The following is a 23157-nucleotide window of genomic DNA, read 5'->3' as shown; positions in this document are numbered from 1 at the left end:
AGATCTTCATCCTGCTAACCTCTCCCCGGTCCAGGGCGTCAGGACGTATCCTTGAGAGTGACTTTTTCGAGCGATGTAGCGCCAAGCCGCCGAGTCTTGAGCGTCCTCACTCTCGCCACCCTCGGCGGAATCTCCGCAGACGTCGGTCTGGCTCTGATCTTCGACCCCGAATACGCCAGTCCGACACTTCAGTACGGGTACGTGATCTGGATTCTCGCGGCCTCCTTGTTCTGGCTGCATCCCGCGGCAGGAGCGTTTGTGGCCCTGCTCGGCGCGGCCATCGGGACCACAGTGCTACCGGGACCTCCGCTCGAAAGCGTCATGCTGATCGCGTTGTTCAGCGGCCTGTGTGCGCTGTACTGCTCACCCTGGGTTCGACACCTCTATCTGGTGATGAGCCTGTTGATCGCCATCAGCGTGGGCCTCTCAGAAAGCGTTCGGGTACTCGCCGTCGGTTTGAGCCTGACATCCGCGGTATTGATGGTTCTGTCCTACCTGGCCGGTCGAGCCACCCGGAGACACCTCGCCTCACGCCTAACGGCTGAGCGCGAGCTCGGCGATCTGCGCGCAGCACACGAGGAGGCGCTCTCCGGGGAGCGACGTTCCATCGCAAGGGACCTCCACGACATCCTGGCCCACGACCTCACCGTCATCTCTATGCAGACTCAGGTTGCGACAGCCACCGGGACCCCGGAATCGCGCGCTGCGGCACTGTCCCAGATCTCCCAGTCCGCCAGCGCCGCGCTCCACGACCTGCGTCGCGTGCTGCTGGTGCTGCAGCGTGAGAACATCATCGGCTCCGGCCCGGGCGATGCGCCCGAGCTCGATCTGGAGTCCGGCCTGCAGCGCTTCACGGGGCGCCTGCAGGACCTCGGATTCTCGGTGGACACCTCGGTGCACGGGGATCTCAGCTCGATCCCGCAGTCTGTGGAGGCCTGCCTCTACCGGATTCTGCAGGAGTGCACCACGAACGTGGTCAAGCACGGAGCTCGCGGCCATGCCATCAACGACTGCAGCATCGAGCTTGAGGTCAAGGAGGCCACCGTGGACCTTGCCGTGACGAACCGGACCGACCCGAGTCAAGCACCGGCCCCGAAGTTTGCCACCTCAGGAACCGGACTGATCAGCATGGAGGACCGCGCGGCCACCTTCGGGGGCACGATCGAGGCAGGCGCACCTGCTGACGGCATCTGGAGCGTGCAGGTCACCGGAATCCAGATGCGGCTGCCGCGCTGAGGCAAGCCACCGTCGGGCTGTTGCTGAACGAAAAAGCCGTCAGACACAGAGAGGCTCGGGCGGTGCCGTTCCCACCGCCCGAGCATTGACATCAGCCGAGGTCCTGCTCCGAACCCTTGCACCGTAACTCGGAGCGCCTCAAGGCCGATGCCCTCTCCCTGAATCATGCACCTGTGGTGCACGTCCAGTTACTATTCTCCGGGCGCTGAACCCACGGCGTAAGTGGACTTATGTCTACAGTTTGCAAGTTCAACTAAGCTCCCACCGCTTGTGACTATCGAGTAACATGTGTGCCATGACACATCACGCTCCCGATGCCACCGTTGATCCGATCTACGACGTCTCCACCGCGCAAGATCTCGACTACTACGGGGTCTTCGATGACCTTCCCGCCGCGGACCGGCAGTGGTGGACCCGCGCCCGCGAGTTCTCCGCCGGCCTGGAGACTCGGATGGCCCAGCACTGGGAGCATGCGGAGTACCCCGTGGACCTCGTGCGCAAGGCTGGCGGCCTGGGACTGCTCACCGACGGCGTCGACGTCTCCGAGGCCTCGATGGAGACCCTCTCCCCGATGGCAGCCGGGCTGGTGAACATGGAGACCTCCCGAACGGACGGCTCACTGGGCACAGCCCTGGCAGTCCAGGGCGGGCTGGCGCTGCGCACTCTGGCGCTCTTCGGCTCGGCTGACCAGAAGGCCGAGCATTTCACCAAGCTGGCCACGGCGCAGACGCTGGGGTCCTTCGCACTCACCGAGCCCACACACGGCTCAGACTCGGTCTCACTGGAGACCACCGCCCGGCTCGTCGGCGACGAGGACTCCGGGTATTACGTGATCAACGGGGCCAAGAAGTGGATCGGCAACGGTGCCTCAGGCGGGCTCACGTTCACCTGGGCCCGGGTGGCCGGCGGCGTCCACGACGGCAACGTCCGCTGCTTCATGATCGATCAGGACACTCGCGGCTACCGGGCCGAGGTGATCCAGGGCAAGGCCTCGCTGCGCGCGATCCACCAGGCGCTGATCCAGTACGAAGACGTCGAGGTCCCCGCCCACGCCGTGCTGCCGGGGGCAAAGACCTTCAAGGATGCCTCCAAGGTGCTCTTCGCGACCCGGCTGGGAGTGGCCTGGTCCGCCGTCGGCCATGCCTCGGCACTGGTCGAGGCGGCGCTGAGCTACTCCAAGCAGCGGGAGCAGTTCAGCCGTCCGCTGGCCAGCTTCCAGCTGGTGCAGGAGCGTCTGACCTGGATGGTCTCAGAGCTGACTTCCATGCAGCTGCACGTCCGAGCGGTCACCGAACGCGACATCGCCGGGACCCTGACCGGGCCGCAGGCCTCGCTGGCGAAGTATCACAACACCCGCAAGGCCCGGGCGATCGCCCAGGTCGCCCGGGACATGCTCGGCGGCAACGGGATCCTGCTCAAGAACAAGGTCCCGCGCCATATGGCCGACATCGAGGCGATCCACACCTATGAGGGCACCGAGTCCGTCCAGAGCCTGATCATCGGACGCGACCTGACCGGGTATTCGGCCTTCGCCTAGGCCTGGTGTGCGGCGGCGCCTACGAGGCGGCGCCGCACGACTTCCCCCCTGAGGCTCAGCACTCCACGACATTGACCGCCAGCCCGCCCAAAGCGGTCTCCTTATACTTCGAGGACATGTCCTTGCCGGTCTCGCGCATGGTCACGATGACCTCGTCCAGGGAGACCCGGTGGTCGCCGTCGCCCATCAGCGCCATCCGGGCGGCGTTGACCGCCTTGGTCGCGCCCATGGCGTTGCGCTCAATGCAGGGCACCTGCACCAGTCCGCCGATCGGATCGCAGGTGAGCCCGAGGTTGTGCTCCATCGCGATCTCGGCGGCGTTCTCCACCTGTTTCGCGCTGCCGCCCAGAACCTCGCAGAGCCCGGCGGCGGCCATCGAGGCGGCCGATCCGACCTCACCCTGACACCCGACCTCGGCACCGGAGATCGAGGCCTGTTCCTTATAGAGGACCCCGATGGCGGCGGCCGTGAGCAGGAACCGCACGGCGATGTCCTCGCGGTCCTCCTCCCCCGCGTAGCTCGCTCCGGGCCCGTAATGGGTGGCGTAGAACCCGACGGCAGGAATGATCCCGGCGGCACCATTGGTAGGTGCGGTGACCACCCGCCCGCCGGAGGCGTTCTCCTCGTTGACTGCCAGCGCCACGAGGTTCACCCATTCCTGCCAGTAGGCGTGGGTGCGGCCCGGGTCGTCCTTCCACATCCGGGCGTGCCAGTCGGGGGCGCGACGTCGGACCTTGAGTCCGCCCGGCAGATGCCCCTCCCGCTCCAAGGCGGAGTTCTTGCACTCCTCCATGACCTGCCAGAGGTGCAGCACCTTGCTGGTGATCTCGGTTTCGGCCGCTTCCGCAGTGCCGCCGTGGCGGGCGCGGTGCAGGGCGCGCTCATTGGCGAGCATCACCCGGGAGACCGGAAGACCTGAACGGGCACAGTGCTCCATGAGCTGCGCGGCCGTGGTGAAGGGGTAGGGCACCTCGGCATCCGGAGTGGCGAGCGCCTCCCCCAGCGAGGCGTCGGAGGCCACCGCATCGGATTCAGAGAGCACGAAGCCGCCACCGATGGAGTAGAAGATCTCCTTCGCGACCTGGCCTCCCTCGGCATCGAATGCGGTGAGCGTCATGGCGTTGGTGTGCCGGTCCATGACCGTGAGCGGGCGCTGGATGAAGTCCTCCACCCGCAGCCGGGTCTCCCTGCCGGCCTCCTGCGCAGGATCCTGCGCCGGTTGCCCGCCCGCGGAACCGGACTCAGCGCCGTCGTGCTCGCGCCGGGCTCCCAGCTGGACCATGCCGGAGGCCTCCATCGCGGCAAGCCGCGAGTCGACCTGCTCGGGCAAGATGGTCTCCGGGTCCCAGCCCTCCAGACCGAGCAGCACCGCGGTGAAGGTGCCGTGACCGCGTCCGGTGGCCGAGAGCGACCCGTAGAGATCCACCTGCACCGTCTCGGTCCGGGCCAGCGCCTCAGGACTGCCGAGCTGCTCGGTCACGAAGCGCCGTGCGGCGCGCATCGGTCCCACGGTGTGCGAGGAGGAGGGGCCGATGCCGACCCGGAGCAGATCGAAGATGCTGATGGTCATGGTGAGTCTCGAATCCTGTCGCGCTCAGCGGGCGCGGCGGTAGAAGGGCAGCGGGACCACTTCGAAGGGCTGGGGCTTGCCGCGCAGATCAATATCGAGCCGGGTGCCGGGCTCGGTGTGCTCGACCTCGACGTAGGCCATCGCGATCGGGAAGCCCAGGGTCGGGCTGGGCAGCCCGGAGGTCACCGCGCCCACGGTCTCACCGGCTGCCGCTCCCTCGACGGCGAGCACCGGGTAGCCGCCGCGGCCGGCCCGCTTGCCCAGACCCTTGAGCCCGACCAGCCGCTGACCCGAGGTCTTGCCGCGACCCTCGGCCTTGGCCGCCTCCAGGGCGGCGCGACCTGTGAAGTTCTCCTGCTTGCTGAAGGAGACCACCGGCAGCCCGGCCTCGAAGCTGACCCGCTCGGTGGAGAGCTCGTTGCCGTAGAGCGGCATGCCGGCCTCCAGGCGCAGCGAATCCCGGCAGGCCAGTCCGCAGGGCACCAGAGCGTCGTCCGATCCGGCCTCCAGCAGCGCCAGCCACAGGGCGTGGGCCTTGTCGTTGGGCAGGAACAGCTCGAACCCGTCCTCCCCGGTGTAGCCGGTGCGGGCCAGCAGGATCTCGTCGCCGCCGATGCTCACCGTGGTGAACGCGTAGTAGCCCAGCTCTTCGACCAGGAAGGTCTCATTCGCGCGCACCACGGAGCTGATGATCTTCTGCGCGACGGGTCCCTGCACCGCGATCAGGCTGATCCCCTCGGATTCGTCCCAGACCTCGACGTCGAAGCCGGCCCCCTCGGGTGCGGCGCTGTCGGAGGATGTGGGGCTGTCGGAGGATGTGGGGCTGTCGGCGGATGCGGTGTTGCCGGCCGGGCCCGCGGCGGCACGCTCGCTGAGTGCAGCGGCGACCACCTCGCGGTTCGAGGCATTGGGCACCAGCAGGTACTCGTCCTCATCGATCCGGTACGCGATCAGATCATCGAGGATCCCGCCGTCCTCGCGGCAGATCAGCGAGTACTTCGCCTTGCCGATCTTCACCGCGGCGAGGTTGCCGACCAGCGCGGTGTTCAGGAAGGTCGCAGCATCGGGGCCGACGATCCTGATCTCTCCCATATGGGAGAGGTCGAAGAGCCCGGCGGTGGTGCGCACCGCGTGGTGCTCCTCGAGTTCGGAGCTGTACTTCAGCGGCATCTTCCAGCCGCCGAAGTCGGTGAAGCTGGCGCCCAGTTCGGCGTGGGCGGCGCTCAGCGCGGTCTCTCTCATGCGGTGCTCTCCTCGAGCTCGAAGGCCTCCGGCGGTGGGCAGGAGCAGACCAGGTTGCGGTCCCCGTGGGCGCCGTCGATCCGGCTCACCGGCGGGAAGTACTTGTCCTGGAGCAGGTTGCGCACCGGGAAGGCCGCCTGTTCACGCGGGTAGGCCCGGTCCCAGGTGTCGCCGGCGACGACGGCGGCAGGGTGCGGAGCCAGACGCAGCGGGGATTCCGCCGCGCTGATCTTCTCCTCGATGATGTCCTGGATCTCGGCGCGCACTCCGATCATCGCGGCGATGAACCGGTCGATCTCGGCCAGATCCTCGGACTCGGTAGGCTCGACCATCAGCGTCCCGTTCACCGGGAAGGCCAGGGTGGGTGCGTGGAACCCGTAGTCGATCAGGCGCTTGCAGACATCCTCGGCGGTGATCCCCGAGGTCTTGGTGAGCTCACGCAGATCCAGGATGCACTCGTGGGCGATCAGCCCGTGCTCCCCGGTGTAGAGGATCGGGAAATGCTCCTTGAGCTGCGCAGCGATGTAGTTCGCGCTCAGCAGCGCATGGGCGGTGGCGCTGGTCAGGCCCTCGGAGCCCATCATGGCCAGGTACGCCCAGGAGATCGGCAGCACACCGGCGGAGCCGAAGGGGGTGGCGGTGACCGGGGCGCCGTCGCGACCTTCTCCCTCATGCTCCCCGGTGGCCCAGGAGGCACCCACGGAGGTGCTGGGCAGGAACGGCTTCAGGTGCTCGGCCACGGCCACCGGGCCAACGCCGGGTCCGCCGCCGCCGTGCGGGATGCAGAAGGTCTTGTGCAGGTTCAGGTGCGAGACGTCGCCGCCGAACTCGCCGGGCTGGGCGAGCCCGACCAGGGCGTTGAGGTTCGCCCCGTCGATGTAGACCTGGCCGCCGGTGGCGTGGATCTTCGAGCAGACCTCGCGCACCTCGGTCTCATAGACGCCGTGGGTGGAGGGATAGGTGAGCATGATCGCGGCGATCCGCTCCGGGTGCGCGGCGATCTTGGCCTCCATATCGGCCATGTCGATGGTCCCGTCCTCCGCGGTGGCGACCACGACGACCTGAAGTCCCGCGAGCACCGCCGAGGAGGCGTTGGTGCCGTGGGCCGAGGCCGGGATCAGGCAGATGTCCCGCGCGGCGTCGCCCTGGGCGAGGTGGTACTGCCGGATGGCCAGCAGCCCGGCGTATTCACCCTGGGAGCCGGCGTTGGGCTGGATGGAGACCGCGGCGTATCCGGTGACCTCGGCGAGCCGGGACTCCAGGTCCGCGATCATCTCGCGCCAACCGGTGGTCTGCTCCGCCGGGGCATAGGGGTGAATCCCGGCGAACTCGGGCCAGGAGATGGCCTCCATCTCGGTGGCGGCGTTGAGCTTCATGGTGCAGGAACCCAGCGGGATCATGGTCCGGTCCAGGGCGAGGTCCCGGTCCGAGAGCCGGCGCAGGTAGCGCATCATCTGCGTCTCGGAACGGATCTCGTGGAAGATCGGGTGGGTCATGAACTCGGAGGTGCGGGTCAGGGACTCGGGGAACGCGAAGCCCTGGTCCTGGGCGGCGGGCTCTGCCTGCGCGGCGGATGCGGACGGATCCGCGACCGGCAGGGCATCCTTGACGCCGAACGCCTGTGCGACGGCGGCGAGCTGCGCCGGCGTCGTCGTCTCGTCGGTGGAGATGCCCACGACGTCCTCGCTGACCCGGCGCAGGTTGACCCCGGCGGCTTCGGCGGCGGCGATGACCTTCTCGGCCTGATCGTGGGAGTCCAGCCGGACCTGGACCGTGTCGAAGAAGGACTCGGCGATCAGCTCCTGACCGGCGCCGCGCAGCGCGGTCGCCAGGGTGCGGGCGTGGCCGTGGACCCGCTTCGCGATCCGGGTCAGGCCCTCGGGGCCGTGGTAGACGGCGTACATCGAGGCCGCCACGGCCAGCAGCGCCTGAGCGGTGCAGATGTTCGAGGTGGCCTTCTCGCGGCGGATGTGCTGCTCGCGGGTCTGCAGGGCGAGCCGGTACGCGGGGCGGCCCTCGGCGTCCTTGGAGACCCCGACCAGCCGGCCCGGGAGCTGACGCTGCAGGCCGGACTTCACGGCCATGAAGGCCGCATGCGGGCCGCCGAAGAACAGCGGCACGCCGAAGCGCTGGGAGCTGCCCACCGCGATGTCGGCACCCTGCTCGCCGGGTGAGGTGATCAGGGTCAGCGCGAGCAGGTCCGCGGCGATGGTGACCATCGCTCCGCGCTCTTTGGCCTCGGCGATGACCGCGCGGTGATCGACGACGGCGCCGGAGTTGGCCGGCTGCTGCAGCACCAGTCCGCAGATCTCCCCCTCGGGCAGGCCTTCGGCGGCGATGTCCACGGTCTGGAGCTCGATGCCCAGCGCCTCGGCGCGGCCCGCGACCACGGCGCGGGTCTGCGGGAAGAGGTCGGCGTCGAGCACGATCTTCGCGGTGGCGCGCTTCTTGTTGCCGCGGCGCATCAGCAGGATGGCCTCGGCCACCGCGGAGGATTCGTCCAGCAGTGAGGCGTTGGCGATGTCCAGACCGGTGAGGTCGGCGACCATGGTCTGGAAGTTCAGCAGCGCCTCGAGCCGACCCTGCGAGATCTCCGGCTGGTACGGCGTGTAGGCGGTGTACCAGGCGGGGTTCTGCAGCACGTTGCGCAGGATCACCTGCGGGGTGTGGGTGTCGTAGAAGCCCTGCCCGATCATCTGGGTGTGGGGCTGGTTCTTCTCCGCGTAGACGCGCAGCGCCTGCAGCGTCTCGGCCTCGGTGAGCGCCTCGGGAAGGTTCAGCAGTTCGGGCTGGCGGATCGCCTCAGGCACCGCGGCGTCGACCAGATCGGTCAGCGAGTCGTAGCCGAGGGCGTCGAGCATGGTGCCTGCGGTCTCGGTGGTAGGCCCGATGTGCCGGGCGGAGAACTCGGTGGCATCGGGGGCGAGGGTGGAGCTGCGACGGACGGATGTGACGGTCATAGAGGAACCTTCCAGGCATGGAGATGGCGCGGGTTCCTCCCCCGCTCTGTGATGGACCTGAGAGATTCACCGGTCACCGCTCCCGTCAGACGGGGCAGAACCGGCTTGCACCTTCGGTGAGCCAGCCAGGACATCGTCCTGACGTGCTGCTTTCCAGAGTTGCCACCCCTGCACGGTACTGAGTGCCTGAGAGATTCCCGGGGAGGATATTGCTCCTTCGGCGCCGGATCCGCGCCCAGGGCTGCAGTGCGAACACTGCTCTGGGCGCCAGCCGGACTCTCCCACACAGGGGACATGGCGATGATTCGGTTTCCCCTCATTGTGCCACAGCAGTGTTTTCGGCCACGTTTCGGAATGCCATCATCGGGATCCGCCGGGAGGGGTGCGCACATGTTCCGGAAGCAGACCGACCCCGACGACCCGGGCCAGGATCCGACGCAGCACAGGTGAGCCCAGCCGCAGCAGTCTCACCGCGCCCAGGGAAAGCACCCGTTGCCCAACGGTGGCACGCGCGATCACCCGATGCCCCCGGCCCTGAATGGCCTGCATCACCTTCACGGGGCGCTCCCGACGGGCCTGCACTCCCGCCAGCGTGCGCTCCGGGACCACGCCCTGCCGCAGCTGCGGGGTGATCGCATTGGCGAGCGCGACCGCATCCTGGATGGCGTAATTCACGCCCACTCCGAACATCGGGGACATCGCATGGGCGGCGTCGCCGATCGCGATGAATCCGGGCCGGTGCCAGCGCAGGAGCCGATTGATCTGCACCGTGAGCAGCTTGATCTGCTCCCATTCGGTGAGCGTGTCCGCGACCCCGGCGAGCACCGGAGCCGCCGCCACAAGCCGGGTGCGGAACTCGGTGATCCCGGTCTGCTGCATCGCGGGGAATGCGCCCTTCTTGATGATCAGGCCGGATTGGTAGGTGTCGCCACGGTCGATGGTCAGCACCATGCCTGCCGAGGAGACATAGGCCAGGGTCGCCGGTGGCGGTTCGGAGGGCTTTGGAAGGCTGAACCAGAGCACGTCGATGGGCACCCCGGACTCCACCGCTCGCAGCCCGGCAGCTTCGCGCAGCGCCGAGGTTCTGCCATCTGCGGCCACCGTGAGCCGGGCATGAATCTGCTGGTCACCACCAGCTGAACGGACACGCAGACCGAGCACGTCCCCGGCGCTGTCAGTTCCCTGAGCATCTTCCCGCCCCGCATCCTGGTCCAGGGGCGCACGCAGCAGACCAATGGCTTCGGTGTCCATCTGCAGGTCGAAGCCCGGCAGCGTCCGTGCTTCCTGGGCGAGGAAGTCCAGGAAGTCCCACTGCGGGGCCAAGACCAGGAAATTGTCCGGTGCGCGCAGCACCCCGAAGTCCACCAGGGTCATCCGCTCACCCTCGACGACGGCGTCAAGGGTGCAGAGCTGAGTGACGGGCAGCGCCAGAAACTTCTCGCGCAGCCCGAGCTCGGCCAGGAGCGTGATCGTGGAGGGGTGGACGGTGTCACCGCGGAAGTCACGGAAGAAATCAGCGTGCTTCTCGACCACGGTGACCGCCAGTCCGGCGCGGGCCAGCAGGTAGCCCAGCATCATCCCGGCAGGCCCTCCCCCGGCGATCACACAGTCACGCTGTGGCTGGGTCATCGGTATCGTCTCCCCATGGTCACCTCATCCGAGCACCAGGCCTGCAGGGTCCCGGCCCCGCATCCGTGGCCCAGGATCCGTGGCCCAGCATCCGTGGCCCACTCAGGCAGGAGCCGGCCGGACCGGTTGGACCACAGAGGAGCTTGCGGGGACACCGTGCCAGATCACCGCGGTCTCTCCGCTGTGAATCTGCTCCTGGAAGTCCCGAAACATGATCGGCACGCCCTGGGCCGAGTCAAGGTCAAGGCGGTCCATGGCCTGGAGATGGATATGTGGCTGAGTGGAGTTTCCGCTGTTGCCGCATTCGGCGAGGATCTCCCCAGAGCTGAGCCGCTGGCCGGTGTGGACCCGGATCGAGCCGCGGCGCAGGTGCACCAGTACGATGAAGCGCTGACTCTGCGGATCCTCGATGATCACGTGGTTTCCCGCCACCGCAGCCGGTCCCTGGCGGACCCGGGAGGGCTGCTTCAGCATGTAGGGGATCAGGCTCAGCTGCGAACGTCTGGCCGAGTGGTCCTCCTCGCCGTCGTGGATCACCCGCACGGTGCCGTCACACGGCGCCAGCACCGCCTTTCCGAAGCCGAAGAACAGCTCCGGCTTCTCGGAGGCAAGGACGCTGCGCCAGCTCCGCGAGTCGGCGGACCGACCGCGGGCGTTGACGGCGACGAAATCGATGGCGTAGCGGATGCCGAAGAGGTCGGTCCCGTGGCTCGGAACGTGTGAGGCCGGGCTGTTCTGCACCATCCAGCTGCCGGTGAAGGGCAGGGAAAGCTCCAGGGGGTGCGACGCAGAGGACGCGGACCGCAGCGGCATGGTCCAAGCGTAGACCCGCACGGGTCTGGTGTCTCCAGGATCTGACCCGCTCGATCTCTCGATCGTGTTCCACGATGACGCCCCTTGTCAGGAGGCCAGACTCTGCGAGAATCGCGTCATGACGCTCAATGACTTCGTCCCTGCAGCGAACCAGGGCGGTGACCCGGCCGGCTATGAGCTCGAGAACGGCGCGATCGATCCGCAGGGGACGCTTTGGGAGGCGCTGCGACGAGCCGCGGACTGGCGGCACAAGGTGCTGGTGGATCTGGGCTGCGGCGCGGGCTACTGGCTGCCGAAGTATTCCGAGGCGGAGAAGACCATTGGGATCGAACCCGACAGCCGGCTCCTGGAGGCCGCCCGGGCCCGCACCCGACGCGCCGCGGTCTTCCAGGGCTCGGCCGAGCATATTCCGCTGGCAGATTCCAGCGTCGACGTGGTCCACGCCCGCCTCGCGTACTTCTTCCCCTCCGAGTTCTTCGACCCCGCGGCCGGGCTGAAGGAGGTCGCTCGGGTCCTGCGGCCCGGGGGCAAGCTGGTGGTGATCGACAACGACCATGCGCTCGGCGAGTTCGCCGCGCTGCTGCGCGCGAGCGCTCCCGCTGCCGCGCAGGGCCGGGACAGCTATCCCTCGGTCTGGTGGCAGGAACAGGGCGCGCGCACCACCGCGGTGATGAGCCGCTGGCAGTTCCACCGCAGGAGTGACTTCGAGCGGGTCCTGAACCTGGAGTTCCCCACCGAGGTCGCCGAGGATTGGCTGCGACGCCACCCGGATCGACTCGGCCTGTCCTATGGCTGCCTGCTGCACATCTGGACCAAGCCCTGAGCGCCCGACCTGCGCAGAGTCGGTGCAGGCCCGCAGGACCCGAGTCCATCCCACGGCCGCGGGTCATAATTCGGAATCGGAGAGTCCCGACGCCGCTGAGCACGCTATCTTTCAGAGCAGGGCACCGAGCCCATCACCTTTGAAAGGCCCCACGTTGACTCGATACCGCGTAGCTCTGACCCTGGAACGCTCCCTGGATGAACAGGAGATTCTGAACCTCCGCGGGCAGCGCAGCGAGTCGATCTCGGACTACGAGATGGATGGCGAGAACGTGGTCCTGGCGAGCCTCGATGCCGCAGACTCGCTGGCCGCTCGTGACACGGCCGAGCTGCAGGTGTCTCGCGCCACCGGGGTCGCGATCCACGCGGCGCAGCTGATTCCCTGATCGTCACAGCGCCGGGGAAGATCGCCGATCCCGCGGCCCGGGACCAACACCTTTTGTCGGCTGCGCGGGGTTGAGGGGCCCCAGCCCGAGCCCGGTGCCTTCTCAACCCCGGCCCGGTGCTTTCTCAGCCCCGCCGCGGAGACGTTCTCGGAGTCTGGTAGATCAGACCCAGCGTGAAGAGTGTGACCGCCGCTGAGAGGTGCAGCAGCAGCCCCATCAGCGGAACAAGCCCAGGACCGATGCTCTCGGTGGGCATGGCGCGCAGGAGTGCATCGCCGCCGATGAAGAGCACTGCGGCCAGCAGCGCCACCCCACCCAGGAGCACCCGAAGGATCCTGCGCAGCGAGGCCAGGTGCAGCGCGTAGAGCGTGCAGAGCGCCGCGGCGAGGGACCCGGTCCCGGCCACGAGGCTGAGCTGCTCGGGGCTGAGGATGAAGGATCCGGGCAGCAAGTAGGCCACGGCCGGCAGCAGGTTCAGCGCCGCGGCGACCAGCAGCAGCGCGCGGGGCGGCCGGCCGCCGTCGTCGTCTCTGGCCTGGCCCCGGGGCTCGCCATCGCTAGCGCGCCTGGCGCTGGGACAACCGGTAGTCCAGCAGCACCAGCACCAGCACCACGGCGAACCCTGCGGCACCCAGTCCCAGTGCCAGTCCGAGGTTCTCACCCGGGCCCAGCAGCCCGCGGCCCTCGTCCTGCCAGGGCCACAGCGTGCGCAGCGCACCGACCATCACCCCGGCGAGCACCACCATGGTGATCCGGTGCCGGTGATCCAGCAGCCACTTCAGGCCCTTCACGATGGAGATCACGCCGAGCGCGAGGCCCAGCGCGAAGATGCCCAGGTAGGCGAGGTCACGATCGGCTGCGGCGCGCAGCGTGGGCTCGTAGAGCCCGAAGGTCAGCAGCAGGAAGGACCCGGAGAGTCCCGGCAGCAGCAGTGCCGAGACGGCGATGGCGGCCGCGGGAAGGATCACGTACCAGGTGGGCTCCACCGCGGTGGGCGGCAGCGAGACCAGCCAGAAGGTCAGACCGGCGGCGGCGATGCCGGCCAGCAGGTGTGAGGCCTTCAGTGGTCCCGAACGGTCGAACCAGGCCATCTGCAGCGGCACGAAGATCGAGGCGAGCACCATCCCGAAGAAGGTCGCCCGGGTGAGCTCGGGGTAGGCCTCCACGGCCTCGGACATCGGCCCGGCGAGGGTGAACACCGCGATGATCATCCCGACCATGACCGGCAGGACTACCTTCCACTCCACCAGGCGAAGGTGACGCATGAAACCGGCTCCCCGATCCGGCCCGGTGATTAGCGCCCGACCGGCGGAGACCACATGGGAGGCCGAGTCGATGAGCTGCCGGTAGATCCCGACCACCAGCGCGACGGTGCCTCCGGAGACCCCGGGGACGGTCTCCACGGTGCCGATCATGGCACCGCGGATCAGGTTCCCCGGCAAGGAGGTGCGACGAGCCGGAGGCGGGCCGGCGGCGTCCTCGCGTGCGACCGAAGGCGCGGCGTCGCCCCGGGGGCTGGTCTGGGAGGCGGAAGACTCGGCAGGGATGATGGACTCCTCGGTCAGGAAGGTAGGGGAAAGCGGGTCTGATGACCGCACCGGGGCACCACGACGTCGGTCATTATCTCACCGAGTGCTGACGGCACCCAGCGTCTCGGGGTCCACCGCCTGGAAACGCACCTCGGCGCCGGGTGAGAGCTGCGCAGCCAGCGAGAGATCCTCACGCACCACGACGCCCAGCACCGGGTCGGCACTGGTCACCGGATGTTCCGCCAGCGCCACCGAGGGCTGGCCGGATGCGGCGATGCTGATGGCGCCGCGCAGCAGCGGTTCCGCCGGCAGCGCCTCGGGCTGGGTGCGCGTGAGGGGATCGTCGCCGTCGAGCAGCAGGCTGGACCGGTTGGACCCGGTCATGACCTCCCAGGGCTGTCCCTCGAGCCGGGACAGGCCGGCGGCCCCGGCGCGGCGGGTGCCGAAGTACTCGACCCGTGGGCCGGGCACGTAGCGCAGCACGGTGGCCTCCCCCGGCAGCGGCAGCGGGGTGGGCGCCACAGAGGCGATGCCCACGAAGCGCGAGGCCGCGCCGGCCAGCCCGAAGCGGTCCCCCACCTGCACCGGGGCCGGTCCGATCCCGGCCACCGTGTCCGTGGCGGAGCTGCCCAGGACCACCGGCGCCTCCAGGCCGCCGGAGATCCCCAGGTAGCTGAAGACCCCGCGACGCGGCGGCCCCAGGTGCAGCACCTCGCCGGGGAAGACCCAGAACGGGGCGCGGCCCGGGGCTGTGCGGCTGCGCTGGGTGGTCTGGGCCACCTCGGTGCCTCCCCGGGAGATCGGCACGGGTTCCTGCGTGAGGATCTCCAGGGGTACCTCGGCCCCGGTCACGGCGAGGATCGAGGTCTGGCACAGGCGCACGCTGAGTCCTCCCCCGCAGATCTCCAGGACCGCAGCGGAGTCGTCATTGCCGATCAACCGGTTCGCCTGGCGCGCGGCGGAGAAATCGGCCGGTCCGGCGCGGCCGACGCCCAGGCCGCCGAAGCCATAGCGACCCAGGTCCTGGACCAGGACCTGGCCCGGAGACTCGCAGGTCGCGTTGGGCAGCACCTCCACCACGGCCTCGCGCTCCTGGGGCTGCAGGCCTTCGGCGTAGGACTGCGGGATCTCGACGGCCGGGCCCCCGCCGCCCAAGGTCTCCTCGGGCACCTCCCCGTCAGCTTCCTTGGCGGTGGAGCCGCTGGAAGCAGCAGACCTGCGCCGACGCAGCTTGAGCCGCTTGGCCTGCTTCAGCGCGGTCTGCGCGTCACGGCGTCGGCGGAAGTCCACCAGGACCGTCCGGACCCCGGGAATCGCGTCCAGCTGACCGGAGAAGGGCTGCCCGGCCAGGTGCGTCATCAGAAGAGAGAGGTCCCCCTCCGCGGTGACCTCGATGAGCAGGGCCCGCTGCCCTACTTCCCGGACGCTGTGAATCATCCCCCCAGCGTGCCATACCCCGGCGGTCATCCCCTGACCTGGATCATGAGCCAGAACACGCGCTCCGGCGGTCGTTTCCCCTGCGAACCATGAAACAATCGGGCTGTGATCGCCGCCAAGAAGACTGCCGCTGAGCCGAAGGAGCCGCTCTTCACCAAGGACTTCCTGCTGGCGATCGTGATCAACCTCTTTCTCGCGATCGTGTTCTTCGTCCTGGTCACCGGTCTGGCGGTCTACGCCGCCGAGGAGTTCTCCGCCGGAGAGACCGCCGCCGGGTTCGCCGCCTCCGCCTTCGTGGTCGGCGCGCTGGCCGCCCGGATCTTCGCCGGAAAGTACGTGAACTTCTTAGGCCGGCGCCGCACCGTGCTGGCCTGTCTGGTGGTCTACGTACTCGCCGGTCTGGCCTACCTCGTGGTGGACAGCTACGAGATGCTCATCGCGCTGCGCGCGGTGCATGGAATCTCTTTCGGCTTCGGGCAGACCGCGCTGAATGCCGGGGTCTTCGCGATGATCCCGCGCACGCGCCGCGGCGAAGGCGCTGGCTACTACCTGCTGGCGAACTCGCTGCCACCGGCCATCGGCCCGCTCGCCGCGATCCAGCTGACCCAGCGCTATGACTTCTGGGCGATGTTCCTCGCGGTGACCATCGTCTCGGTGATCGCCCTGATCTTCGCGCTGTTCCTGCGCCTTCCCGAGGACAAGCCCTGGCGCACCAGCCTGATCGAGAAGCTGACCCTGCGCCCGCGAGACATCATCGAACCCCGTGCGTTCAAGATCTCCCTGGTGGCGATGCTGCTGGGCATCGGCTTCGCCTCGGTGATGACCTTCCTCAACGGCTACGCGCGCAGCCTCGACATGGTGGACGCCGCTTCGCTGTTCTTCGTGATCTACGCCGGTGCGGTGCTGGCCTCGCGGCTGTTCATGGGCAAGGTCCAGGACCGCTTCGGGGACAACGCGGCGGTGTACCCGGCGGTGATCTTCTACATCATCGCCATGGGGCTGCTGGCCTGGGCGCCGAACCAGGGGGTACTGCTCACCGCCGGGGTGCTGGCCGGCTTCGGCTTCGGCTCGCTGCTGCCGGTGCTCCAGGCGATCATCGCCTCGGATCTTCCCGCGCACCGGACCAGCATCGGGATCTCGACCTTCTTCATCATGCTCGACGCCGGGTTCGGGTTCTCCCCGCTGCTGCTGGGCCCCCTGGTCAGCTACGCGGACTACCGCTTCATGTACGCGATGTGCGCCGGCGTCGTCGTGCTCTCGCTGGTGCTCTACTGGCTGGTCCATGGCCGCCATGACGTCCACCAGGGTGTGGCCCGCCGGATCCCCCGCTCGGGTCCGCGGGGCAAGGACGCCGACGGCGCCGGGGCCGGTTCTTCGAGCAGCTGACCCGCGGTTCAGCGCACCTGCAGAAAGAGCTTCGCGGAGGCGTCAGGGGGTGGGCGTGCCGCCGTTGGCGTTGAGGGTCTCACCGCTGACGTAGCTGGACTCCGGCGAGGCCAGGAAGACGAATGCCGGCGCCATCTCCACCGGCTGTCCCGGGCGGCCCAGCGGCGTGTCGTGGCCGAACTCCGGGAGCTTCTCCTTGGGCTGGCCCTGAGTGGGCTGAATGATCGTCCAGACCGGACCCGGGGCCACGGCATTGACGCGGATGCCTCGGGGGCCGAGCTGCTGGGCCAGACCCTTGGTGAAGTTGTTGATCGCGGCCTTGGTGGCGGCGTAGTCCAGCAGCATCGGGTTGGGCTGGTAGGCCTGGACCGAGGTGGAGTTCACGATCGTCGAGCCCGGGCCCATGTGCTTCAGCGCCGAACGGCTCAGCGTGTACATCGACTTGATGTTGATCTGGAAGGCCTCATCGACCTGTTCGTCGGTCAGCTCCTCGAGGGAGTCGTTGACGATCTGCTTGCCGGCGTTGTTGACCAGGATGTCGAGTCCGCCCAGCTGCTCGGCGGCAGAGTCGACCAGGCCCTCGCGGTACGTCTGGTCCATCAGGTCACCGGGCAGCGCGACCGCGTTGCGCCCGGCATCCTTGATCGCGGCGATGACGCGCTCGGCGTCCTTGCCCTCAGCGGGGAGGTAGGCGATGGCCACATCGGCACCCTCGCGGGCGAAGGCGACGGCGGTGGCCGCACCGATGCCCGAGTCACCACCCGTCACCAGGGCCTTGCGGCCCTGCAGCCGACCGAGTCCGCGATAGGACTCCAGGCCGATGTCCGGGACCGGCTCTGCGTCCACCTCGAGGCCCGGCTCGGGCTGGTCCTGCTTCGGCGGGGAGATCTTGCTGTGGCGGGTGGTCGGATCGTCGAAGGCCAGCTGAGTGCCCTGCAGCTCGCTGGCATCGGGGAAGGAAGCGGAAGTGGAATGAGTGCTCATGATTTCGACCCTATGGCTGCACCCGGGCGACCCGCAAGGACCGTCATACGCTGAAGCTCATGAGGTTTCCCACACCTCGATCGGGAATCAAGCTCCTCTTCAAGACCTGCGCCGGCGCAGCCAACCCCGGGGTCGACTGCGGCTCAGGGCACCTGGAGCGCGGTGTTGGGCAGGTCGGTGATCAGCATGTGCCCGGGGGCGTGGCTGATCGCGAGCTCCGGTCGGGACTCCATCACCGCCGCCTGCGGGGTGACCCCGCAGGCCCAGAACACCGGGGTCCAGCCGGCCGGGATCTGCACCGGGTCCCCGAAGTCCGGTGCGCCGAGATCGGCGATCCCCAGGTCTGCGGGGCTGCCGATGTGCACCGGGGCGCCGTGGACCCCGGGATAGCGCGAGGTGATCCGGACCGCGTCGGCGATCAGGTCAGCGGGCAGCGGGCGCATCGAGACCACGAGGGGTCCGCTGAGTTCTCCCGCCGGTGCGCAGCGAAGTGCCGTCTTGTACATCGGCACGTTCACGCCCTGCTCGATGTGCGCGATCGGGATGCCAGCCTCGAGCAGCGGGGCCTCGAAGGTGAAGCTGCACCCGATCAGGAAGGCCACCAGATCCTCACGCCAATGCTGCCTGGCGTCATCGGGTTCCGCGATCAGCTCGCCGTCGCGGTACACCCGGTAGGCCGGGATGTCGGTGCGCAGATCGCCCTGCGCCAACAGCGGACTCGCCGCACCGGCGTCGTGGAACTCTCCGGGCTCGAACACCCCGAGCACCGGGCAGGACTTCGGATTGCGCTGCGCGAAGAGCAGCATGTCGAAGGCCAGCTCTCGGGGCAGTGCCAGCAGGTTGACCTGGGCGAAGCCGGGGCTGATCCCGCTGGTGGGTCGCCGCAGCCCGGCGCGGAACTGCGCGCGGGCTGCGGCGGGACTCAGCTGGGCCGTTGAACCTGGGGCGTGGCTCATCCTTCGGTCCAGAGGCTGGCCAGACCGCCCAGTGAGCTATAGCCCATGAAGATGGTCAGCAGCCAGACCAGGACGCCGAGGATCAGCAGCCACTTGGGGTACTTATAACCCTGGAGCAGGTCGCGGCGGCGCCAGGCGGCGTAGAGGATCACGGCGAAGCCCAGCGGCAGCACGGTGCCGTTGAAGGCGCCGGCCATGATCAGCAGGGTCTGGGGTGCCTGGCCCAGCATCAGGAATGCTGCGGTGGTGATCACCAGGAAGCCCAGGAAGTACCAGTTCTTGGTGCTGTCCTTGGTGTTCTTCGTGGTCAGGAAGGACACGGTGGTGTAGGTGCAGCCCAGGACCGAGGTGATCGCGGCGACCCAGAAGACCGCGCCGAAGACCCGCAGGCCGATCTCGCCGAGCGCCACGGAGAACGCGTCGGCGGCGACGTTGTCCTCAGCCAGGACCACACCGGTGGAGACCACTCCGAGCACGGCCAGGAAGAGCAGGAAGCGGATGATGGTCGCCACGACGATCCCCAGGATGGAGGTCTGAGAGATCGCCTTGACGTTCTCCACCCCGGTGTTGCCGGAGGCGATCAGCCGGTGGGCGCCGGCGTAGGTGATGTAGCCGCCGACGGTGCCGCCGATCAGCGTGGTGATCACCAGGAACTCCACTTGGTCCGGCACGAAGGTCTGGCGCAGCGCCTCGCCCAGCGGCGGGGCGGTGGTGACGGCCATGAAGATCATCAGCAGGATCAGCACGGCGCCACAGGCGACGACGATCCGGTCCAGCGCGACTCCGGCCTTCTTGGAGAAGAAGATCAGCAGCGCGAGGATCACCGAGAGTCCGCCGCCGATGCGGGCGTCCATGCCGGTCATCGCGTTCAAGCCGAGCCCGGCACCGGCGATGTTGCCGATGTTGAAGACCACGCCGCCGAAGAAGATCAGCGCCGCCAGCGCCCAGCCCAGGCCGGGCAGGATTCGGTTGCCCAGGGTCTGCGCGTAGAGCCCGGAGACCCCGAGCACGCGCCAGACGTTGAGCTGGACCGCGATGTCCACCAGCACCGAGATCAGGATCGCGAAGCCGAAGGCGGCCCCGAGCTGATAGGTGAAGGTCGCGGTCTGAGTGATGAAGCCCGGGCCCACCGCGCTGGTGGCCATCAGGAACATCGCGCCGAGCAGCGCCGTGCGGCGGGTGCGGATCAGCACCGGGCCCTGGGGGTCCGCGCCGTTGGAGTCCCCGCCGTTGGAGTCGCTGCCGTTGAACTCCGGGCCATCGGCCTCGGGGCCTCCGGCGCCTGAAAGGTCTGCGTGCTGTGAGCGTTCTTGGTCCTTCGGGCTGCGGGGTGCATCCGCAGACGATCTGGGGGTAGAGGCGTCAGCCACAGGAGCCCTCCATGGGTGAGTAGGGGGAACATCGCCGACACCGTGCGCAGTGCACATGTGACGTACGTCTATTCCGTGGATCACAGCTCACAGTACTGTTGTTCAACAATCCAGGCAAGGGATTGTGGAACAATCGGCCCACGTTTTACATGCTCTTCACATACGCCGGCCTCAGGTGCCGGCGAGGATCCACCGGTTGACGTCGTGTCCGAAGCCGAACCAGACGAGCGTGCCCCCGATCGGGAAACCGACCAGCACGATCACCTAGCAGACCCGCAGCACCGGCGGCAGCCGGGGCTCCCGGGCCACCTGGATCAGCGCGATCACGATGAAGCCGATGATGGCGGCCACGGCCGCCGCTCCCAGGAGCATGAACAGGATGGACAGGACGCTGACGTTCATGCCCGTGACCCTACGGCGACGGCGGGGTCACGCTCAAGGGTCAGCTGACCTGCAGTGACGCGGCGGTTCGGAATGCGAGTAGCGTTGAATCGGTTGTGGCCTGTGGGCTCGACGGTGTCGTCGCAGCCAGCCCGGCATCACGGAAGATCTTGGGGGTTTGTGCGTGAGCATGGAACGCGCGGCATGGGGCTCGCTCTACAGCATGACCCACGCGAAGAAGGACTATCGGCCGTTCAACCGGGAGACGCTGAGCCGCATCGGCCGGTTCGCCCGCCCGCACCGGACCCGGCTGATCTGGTTCCTGATCCTCTCGGTGGTCACCGCGGCACTCGCCGTGGCGACCCCGCTGCTCGCCGGTCAGGTCATCAACGCGATCACCAGCTCCGCGGAGGTGGCGGTGGTGGTCCGACTGGCCGTGCTGATCGCGCTCATCGCCGTGGCCGATGCGGGGTTCAGCATCCTGAGCCGCTGGCTCTCCTCGCGGATCGGCGAGGGCCTGATCCTGGATCTGCGCACCGCCGTGTTCGACCACGTGCAGAAGATGCCGATCGCGTTCTTCACCCGCACCCGCACCGGCGCGCTGGTGAGCCGGTTGAACAACGACGTCATCGGCGCCCAGCGCGCCTTCAGCGGCACCCTCTCCGGCGTCGTCGGGAACCTGGTGATGGTGCTGCTCACCATCATCGCGATGCTCTCCCTGTCCTGGCAGGTCACCCTGTTGGCCCTGGTCCTGCTTCCGGTGTTCGTGGTGCCTGCTCGCCTGATGGGCGGCCGGCTGGCCAAGCTGCAGCGCGAGGCGGCGAACCACAACGCCACCATGGGCACCCAGATGACCGAACGCTTCTCCGCCCCGGGCGCCACCCTGATCAAGCTCTTCGGACGCCCCGAGGAGGAGTCGGTGGAGTTCGAGCGGCGCGCCCGCCGGGTACGGGACATCGGGGTCAAGACCGCGATGCTGCAGTCCACCTTCATCACCGCGCTGACCCTGGTCTCCGCGCTGGCCCTGGCCCTGGTCTATGGCCTGGGCGGGTTCTACGCGATCCTCGGCGAGCTCGAGGCCGGCGCCGTAGTCTCCCTGGCGCTGCTGCTCACCCGGCTCTACGCGCCGCTGACCGCCCTGGCCAGCGCCAGGGTGGAGGTCATGAGTGCGCTGGTCAGCTTTGAACGCGTCTTCGAGGTCTTGGACCTCAAGCCGTTGATCACCGAGAAGGAAGACGCCGAGCCGCTGCCCGAGGGCCCCACCGCCGTCGAGTTCGAGAACGTCACCTTCTCCTACCCCTCCGCGGAGAAGGTCTCCCTGGCCTCCCTCGAGGAGGTGGCCACACTGGACCAGCGCGGCGGCGAGGAGGTCCTCCACGGCATCAGCCTGCGCGTGGAGCCGGGCCAGACCGTGGCCATCGTGGGCTCCTCCGGGGCCGGCAAGTCCACCATCGCCGCGCTGCTGGCCCGGCTCTACGACGTGGACTCCGGCGTGGTGCGCATGTCGGGCGTGGACCTGCGCGACACCACCTTCGCCTCACTGCGGGCCACCCTCGGTGTGGTCACGCAGGACGGACATCTGTTCCACGACACCATCCGGGCCAACCTCACCCTGCCGGCGCCAGATTCCACCGATGAGCAGGTCTGGGATGCGATCCGCCGGGCCCGACTGGAGGCGGTGGTGCGTTCCATGCCCGATGGCCTCGACACCGTGGTGGGGGAACGCGGCTACCGGCTCTCCGGCGGCGAGCGCCAGCGGATGACCCTGGCCCGGCTGCTCCTGGCCCAGCCGCAGGTGGTGATCCTCGATGAGGCCACCGCCGCGCTGGACTCCACCTCCGAGGCCGCCGTGCAGGCCGCGCTGACCGAGGCGCTGGTGGGCCGGACCGCCCTGGTGATCGCCCACCGGCTCTCCACCGTGCGCGCCGCGGATGCGATCCTGGTGGTCGAGGCCGGGAAGATCGTCGAGCGCGGCACGCACACCGAGCTGCTCGCGGCCGACGGGCGCTATGCCGAGCTCTACCGGACCCAGTTCGCCACCGAGGACTCCTGAGCAGCTCCCTGCCCAGGACGGACATTCGATCAAGGAGAGACCCCCGCATGAGCGCAAGGTTCGAAGAGCTCGACTGGCAGCAGACGCCGATGGGCGAGCTGATGCTGCGCCGGCGCGCCGAGCCCGGCACCGGCACTCAGATCTATGAGGTGAAGCTCGGCGAGGAGTTCCTCATGTCGAGCCTGTTCACCGTGGCAGAGGAGCAGATGTCGCTTCTGGGCCTCGCCGCGGCCAGAGGCGAGAAGCTCGACGTCGTCGTCGGCGGTCTCGGCCTGGGCTATACCGCGGTCACGGCGCTCGGTGACGCGCGGGTGCATCGGCTCGAGGTCATCGATGCGCTCCCGGCCGTCATCGACTGGCACCAGCGCAAGCTGCTGCCGGTCTCCGCGCAGCTCGTCGAGGACCCCCGGACCACCCTGCGCCAGGACGACTTCTTCGCCGTGATGCGGACACCCCCGACACCGGAGGCCCCCCGGCACGACCTCATCCTGCTCGACGTCGACCACTCGCCCCGGCACACCCTGCACCCCAGTCATTCGGACCTCTACACCACCGAAGGGCTCACCGCGCTCGCGGCGCACCTGGCCGATCGCGGGGTCTTCACGCTGTGGTCCGACGACGCCCCGGATGAGGAGTTCATGGCCACGCTCGCCACGGTCTTCGATGACTGCCAGGCTCACGTCGTGGAGTTCGCCAACCACCTGACCGGCGGAGTCTCCTCGAACACGGTCTACGTCGGGACCAAGCCCGCGCACTGAGCAGGCAGGCACCGCGTCATACGCCGTAATGTGTGATCAGCGGCACGCTGGGGCTTCCAAAATCGGGTTCCACGGGCGAAGATGGCGGTGAGCGAGAGCTCACTCACC

The 23157-nt window shown here is 68.4% G+C and carries 19 protein-coding genes and 2 riboswitches; of the genes, 7 read left to right on the top strand and 12 right to left on the bottom strand.

What is annotated here, in order from left to right; translation table 11 throughout:
- Positions 1–96: 96 nt before the first annotated feature.
- Positions 97–1236 carry a sensor histidine kinase gene (locus EV640_RS11595; protein WP_133726497.1) on the top strand — a complete coding sequence of 380 codons (1140 nt, stop codon included), beginning with the start codon at positions 97–99 and terminating at the stop codon, positions 1234–1236.
- 295 nt (positions 1237–1531) lie between these two features.
- The gene (locus tag EV640_RS11590) at positions 1532–2773 is read left to right on the top strand and encodes an acyl-CoA dehydrogenase family protein (protein WP_051500795.1); all 1242 of its coding nucleotides are present in this window, start codon (positions 1532–1534) and stop codon (positions 2771–2773) included.
- Between the two features lie 55 nt (positions 2774–2828).
- Here EV640_RS11590 and EV640_RS11585 read toward each other — a convergent pair whose 3' ends face one another.
- The 5 genes from EV640_RS11585 to EV640_RS11565 all read right to left on the bottom strand — a co-directional run bounded on the left by EV640_RS11585 (position 2829) and on the right by EV640_RS11565 (position 10987).
- Positions 2829–4343, bottom strand: coding sequence for an L-serine ammonia-lyase (locus tag EV640_RS11585; protein WP_133726496.1), 1515 nt, complete (start codon positions 4341–4343; stop codon positions 2829–2831).
- A 24-nt stretch (positions 4344–4367) separates the two neighbouring features.
- Positions 4368–5585, bottom strand: a complete 1218-nt coding sequence (locus EV640_RS11580; protein ID WP_036473350.1) for a glycine cleavage system aminomethyltransferase GcvT — start codon at positions 5583–5585, stop codon at positions 4368–4370.
- On the bottom strand, positions 5582–8545 hold the full coding sequence (gene gcvP / locus EV640_RS11575) for an aminomethyl-transferring glycine dehydrogenase (protein ID WP_133726495.1): 2964 nt from the start codon (positions 8543–8545) through the stop codon (positions 5582–5584). The genes EV640_RS11580 and gcvP overlap by 4 nt, the downstream gene beginning before the upstream one ends.
- A 36-nt stretch (positions 8546–8581) precedes the next feature.
- Positions 8582–8707: riboswitch (glycine riboswitch) on the bottom strand.
- A 1-nt stretch (position 8708) separates the two neighbouring features.
- Positions 8709–8839: riboswitch (glycine riboswitch) on the bottom strand.
- A 66-nt stretch (positions 8840–8905) separates the two neighbouring features.
- The gene (locus EV640_RS11570; protein ID WP_133726494.1) at positions 8906–10174 is read right to left on the bottom strand and encodes an FAD-dependent oxidoreductase; all 1269 of its coding nucleotides are present in this window, start codon (positions 10172–10174) and stop codon (positions 8906–8908) included.
- 102 nt (positions 10175–10276) lie between these two features.
- Positions 10277–10987 carry a M23 family metallopeptidase gene (locus tag EV640_RS11565; RefSeq protein WP_133726493.1) on the bottom strand — a complete coding sequence of 237 codons (711 nt, stop codon included), beginning with the start codon at positions 10985–10987 and terminating at the stop codon, positions 10277–10279.
- A 118-nt stretch (positions 10988–11105) separates the two neighbouring features.
- Here EV640_RS11565 and EV640_RS11560 point away from each other — a divergent pair, with 118 nt between their 5' ends.
- Both EV640_RS11560 and EV640_RS11555 read left to right on the top strand, forming a co-directional pair.
- Positions 11106–11810 (top strand): class I SAM-dependent methyltransferase, encoded by a 705-nt coding sequence (locus EV640_RS11560; RefSeq protein WP_036473343.1) that lies wholly within the window; start codon positions 11106–11108, stop codon positions 11808–11810.
- A 154-nt stretch (positions 11811–11964) separates the two neighbouring features.
- On the top strand, positions 11965–12195 hold the full coding sequence (locus EV640_RS11555) for a hypothetical protein (protein ID WP_036473341.1): 231 nt from the start codon (positions 11965–11967) through the stop codon (positions 12193–12195).
- A 124-nt stretch (positions 12196–12319) separates the two neighbouring features.
- Here EV640_RS11555 and EV640_RS11550 read toward each other — a convergent pair whose 3' ends face one another.
- The 3 genes from EV640_RS11550 to EV640_RS11540 all read right to left on the bottom strand — a co-directional run bounded on the left by EV640_RS11550 (position 12320) and on the right by EV640_RS11540 (position 15161).
- The gene (locus tag EV640_RS11550; RefSeq protein ID WP_133726492.1) at positions 12320–12655 is read right to left on the bottom strand and encodes a hypothetical protein; all 336 of its coding nucleotides are present in this window, start codon (positions 12653–12655) and stop codon (positions 12320–12322) included.
- A 97-nt stretch (positions 12656–12752) separates the two neighbouring features.
- On the bottom strand, positions 12753–13793 hold the full coding sequence (locus EV640_RS11545; protein ID WP_235180908.1) for a DUF368 domain-containing protein: 1041 nt from the start codon (positions 13791–13793) through the stop codon (positions 12753–12755).
- 27 nt (positions 13794–13820) lie between these two features.
- Positions 13821–15161 (bottom strand): 5-oxoprolinase subunit C family protein, encoded by a 1341-nt coding sequence (locus tag EV640_RS11540; RefSeq protein ID WP_166645915.1) that lies wholly within the window; start codon positions 15159–15161, stop codon positions 13821–13823.
- Positions 15162–15266: 105 nt separating this feature from the next.
- Between EV640_RS11540 and EV640_RS11535 the strand changes: the two genes are divergently transcribed.
- Positions 15267–16547, top strand: a complete 1281-nt coding sequence (locus tag EV640_RS11535) for an MFS transporter (RefSeq protein ID WP_051500793.1) — start codon at positions 15267–15269, stop codon at positions 16545–16547.
- A 42-nt stretch (positions 16548–16589) separates the two neighbouring features.
- Here the strand turns inward: EV640_RS11535 and EV640_RS11530 are convergent, their stop codons facing one another.
- From EV640_RS11530 to EV640_RS13600, 4 genes are all read right to left on the bottom strand, one after another.
- The gene (locus tag EV640_RS11530) at positions 16590–17531 is read right to left on the bottom strand and encodes an SDR family oxidoreductase (protein ID WP_133726490.1); all 942 of its coding nucleotides are present in this window, start codon (positions 17529–17531) and stop codon (positions 16590–16592) included.
- Positions 17532–17674: 143 nt separating this feature from the next.
- The gene (locus tag EV640_RS11525) at positions 17675–18487 is read right to left on the bottom strand and encodes a putative hydro-lyase (RefSeq protein ID WP_133726489.1); all 813 of its coding nucleotides are present in this window, start codon (positions 18485–18487) and stop codon (positions 17675–17677) included.
- Positions 18484–19680, bottom strand: a complete 1197-nt coding sequence (locus EV640_RS11520; RefSeq protein ID WP_036473600.1) for an NRAMP family divalent metal transporter — start codon at positions 19678–19680, stop codon at positions 18484–18486. Before EV640_RS11520 ends, EV640_RS11525 begins: the two co-directional genes overlap by 4 nt.
- A 441-nt stretch (positions 19681–20121) precedes the next feature.
- Positions 20122–20259: a hypothetical protein gene (locus EV640_RS13600; protein WP_166645914.1), complete on the bottom strand. Its 138-nt coding sequence runs from the start codon at positions 20257–20259 to the stop codon at positions 20122–20124.
- Positions 20260–20422: 163 nt separating this feature from the next.
- On the opposite strand from EV640_RS13600, the gene EV640_RS11515 reads away from it, so the two are divergent.
- Positions 20423–22291: an ABC transporter ATP-binding protein gene (locus EV640_RS11515; RefSeq protein ID WP_133726488.1), complete on the top strand. Its 1869-nt coding sequence runs from the start codon at positions 20423–20425 to the stop codon at positions 22289–22291.
- 47 nt (positions 22292–22338) lie between these two features.
- Positions 22339–23049 carry a polyamine aminopropyltransferase gene (locus tag EV640_RS11510; RefSeq protein ID WP_133726487.1) on the top strand — a complete coding sequence of 237 codons (711 nt, stop codon included), beginning with the start codon at positions 22339–22341 and terminating at the stop codon, positions 23047–23049.
- The last annotated feature ends 108 nt before the right edge of the window (positions 23050–23157 follow it).

The sequence above is a fragment of the Nesterenkonia aurantiaca genome (genome assembly GCF_004364585.1).
Classification (GTDB): Bacteria; Actinomycetota; Actinomycetes; order Actinomycetales; family Micrococcaceae; genus Nesterenkonia; species Nesterenkonia aurantiaca.
Note: the sequence above shows the minus strand (reverse complement) of the source record. Positions and strands in the feature narration are given on the sequence as shown.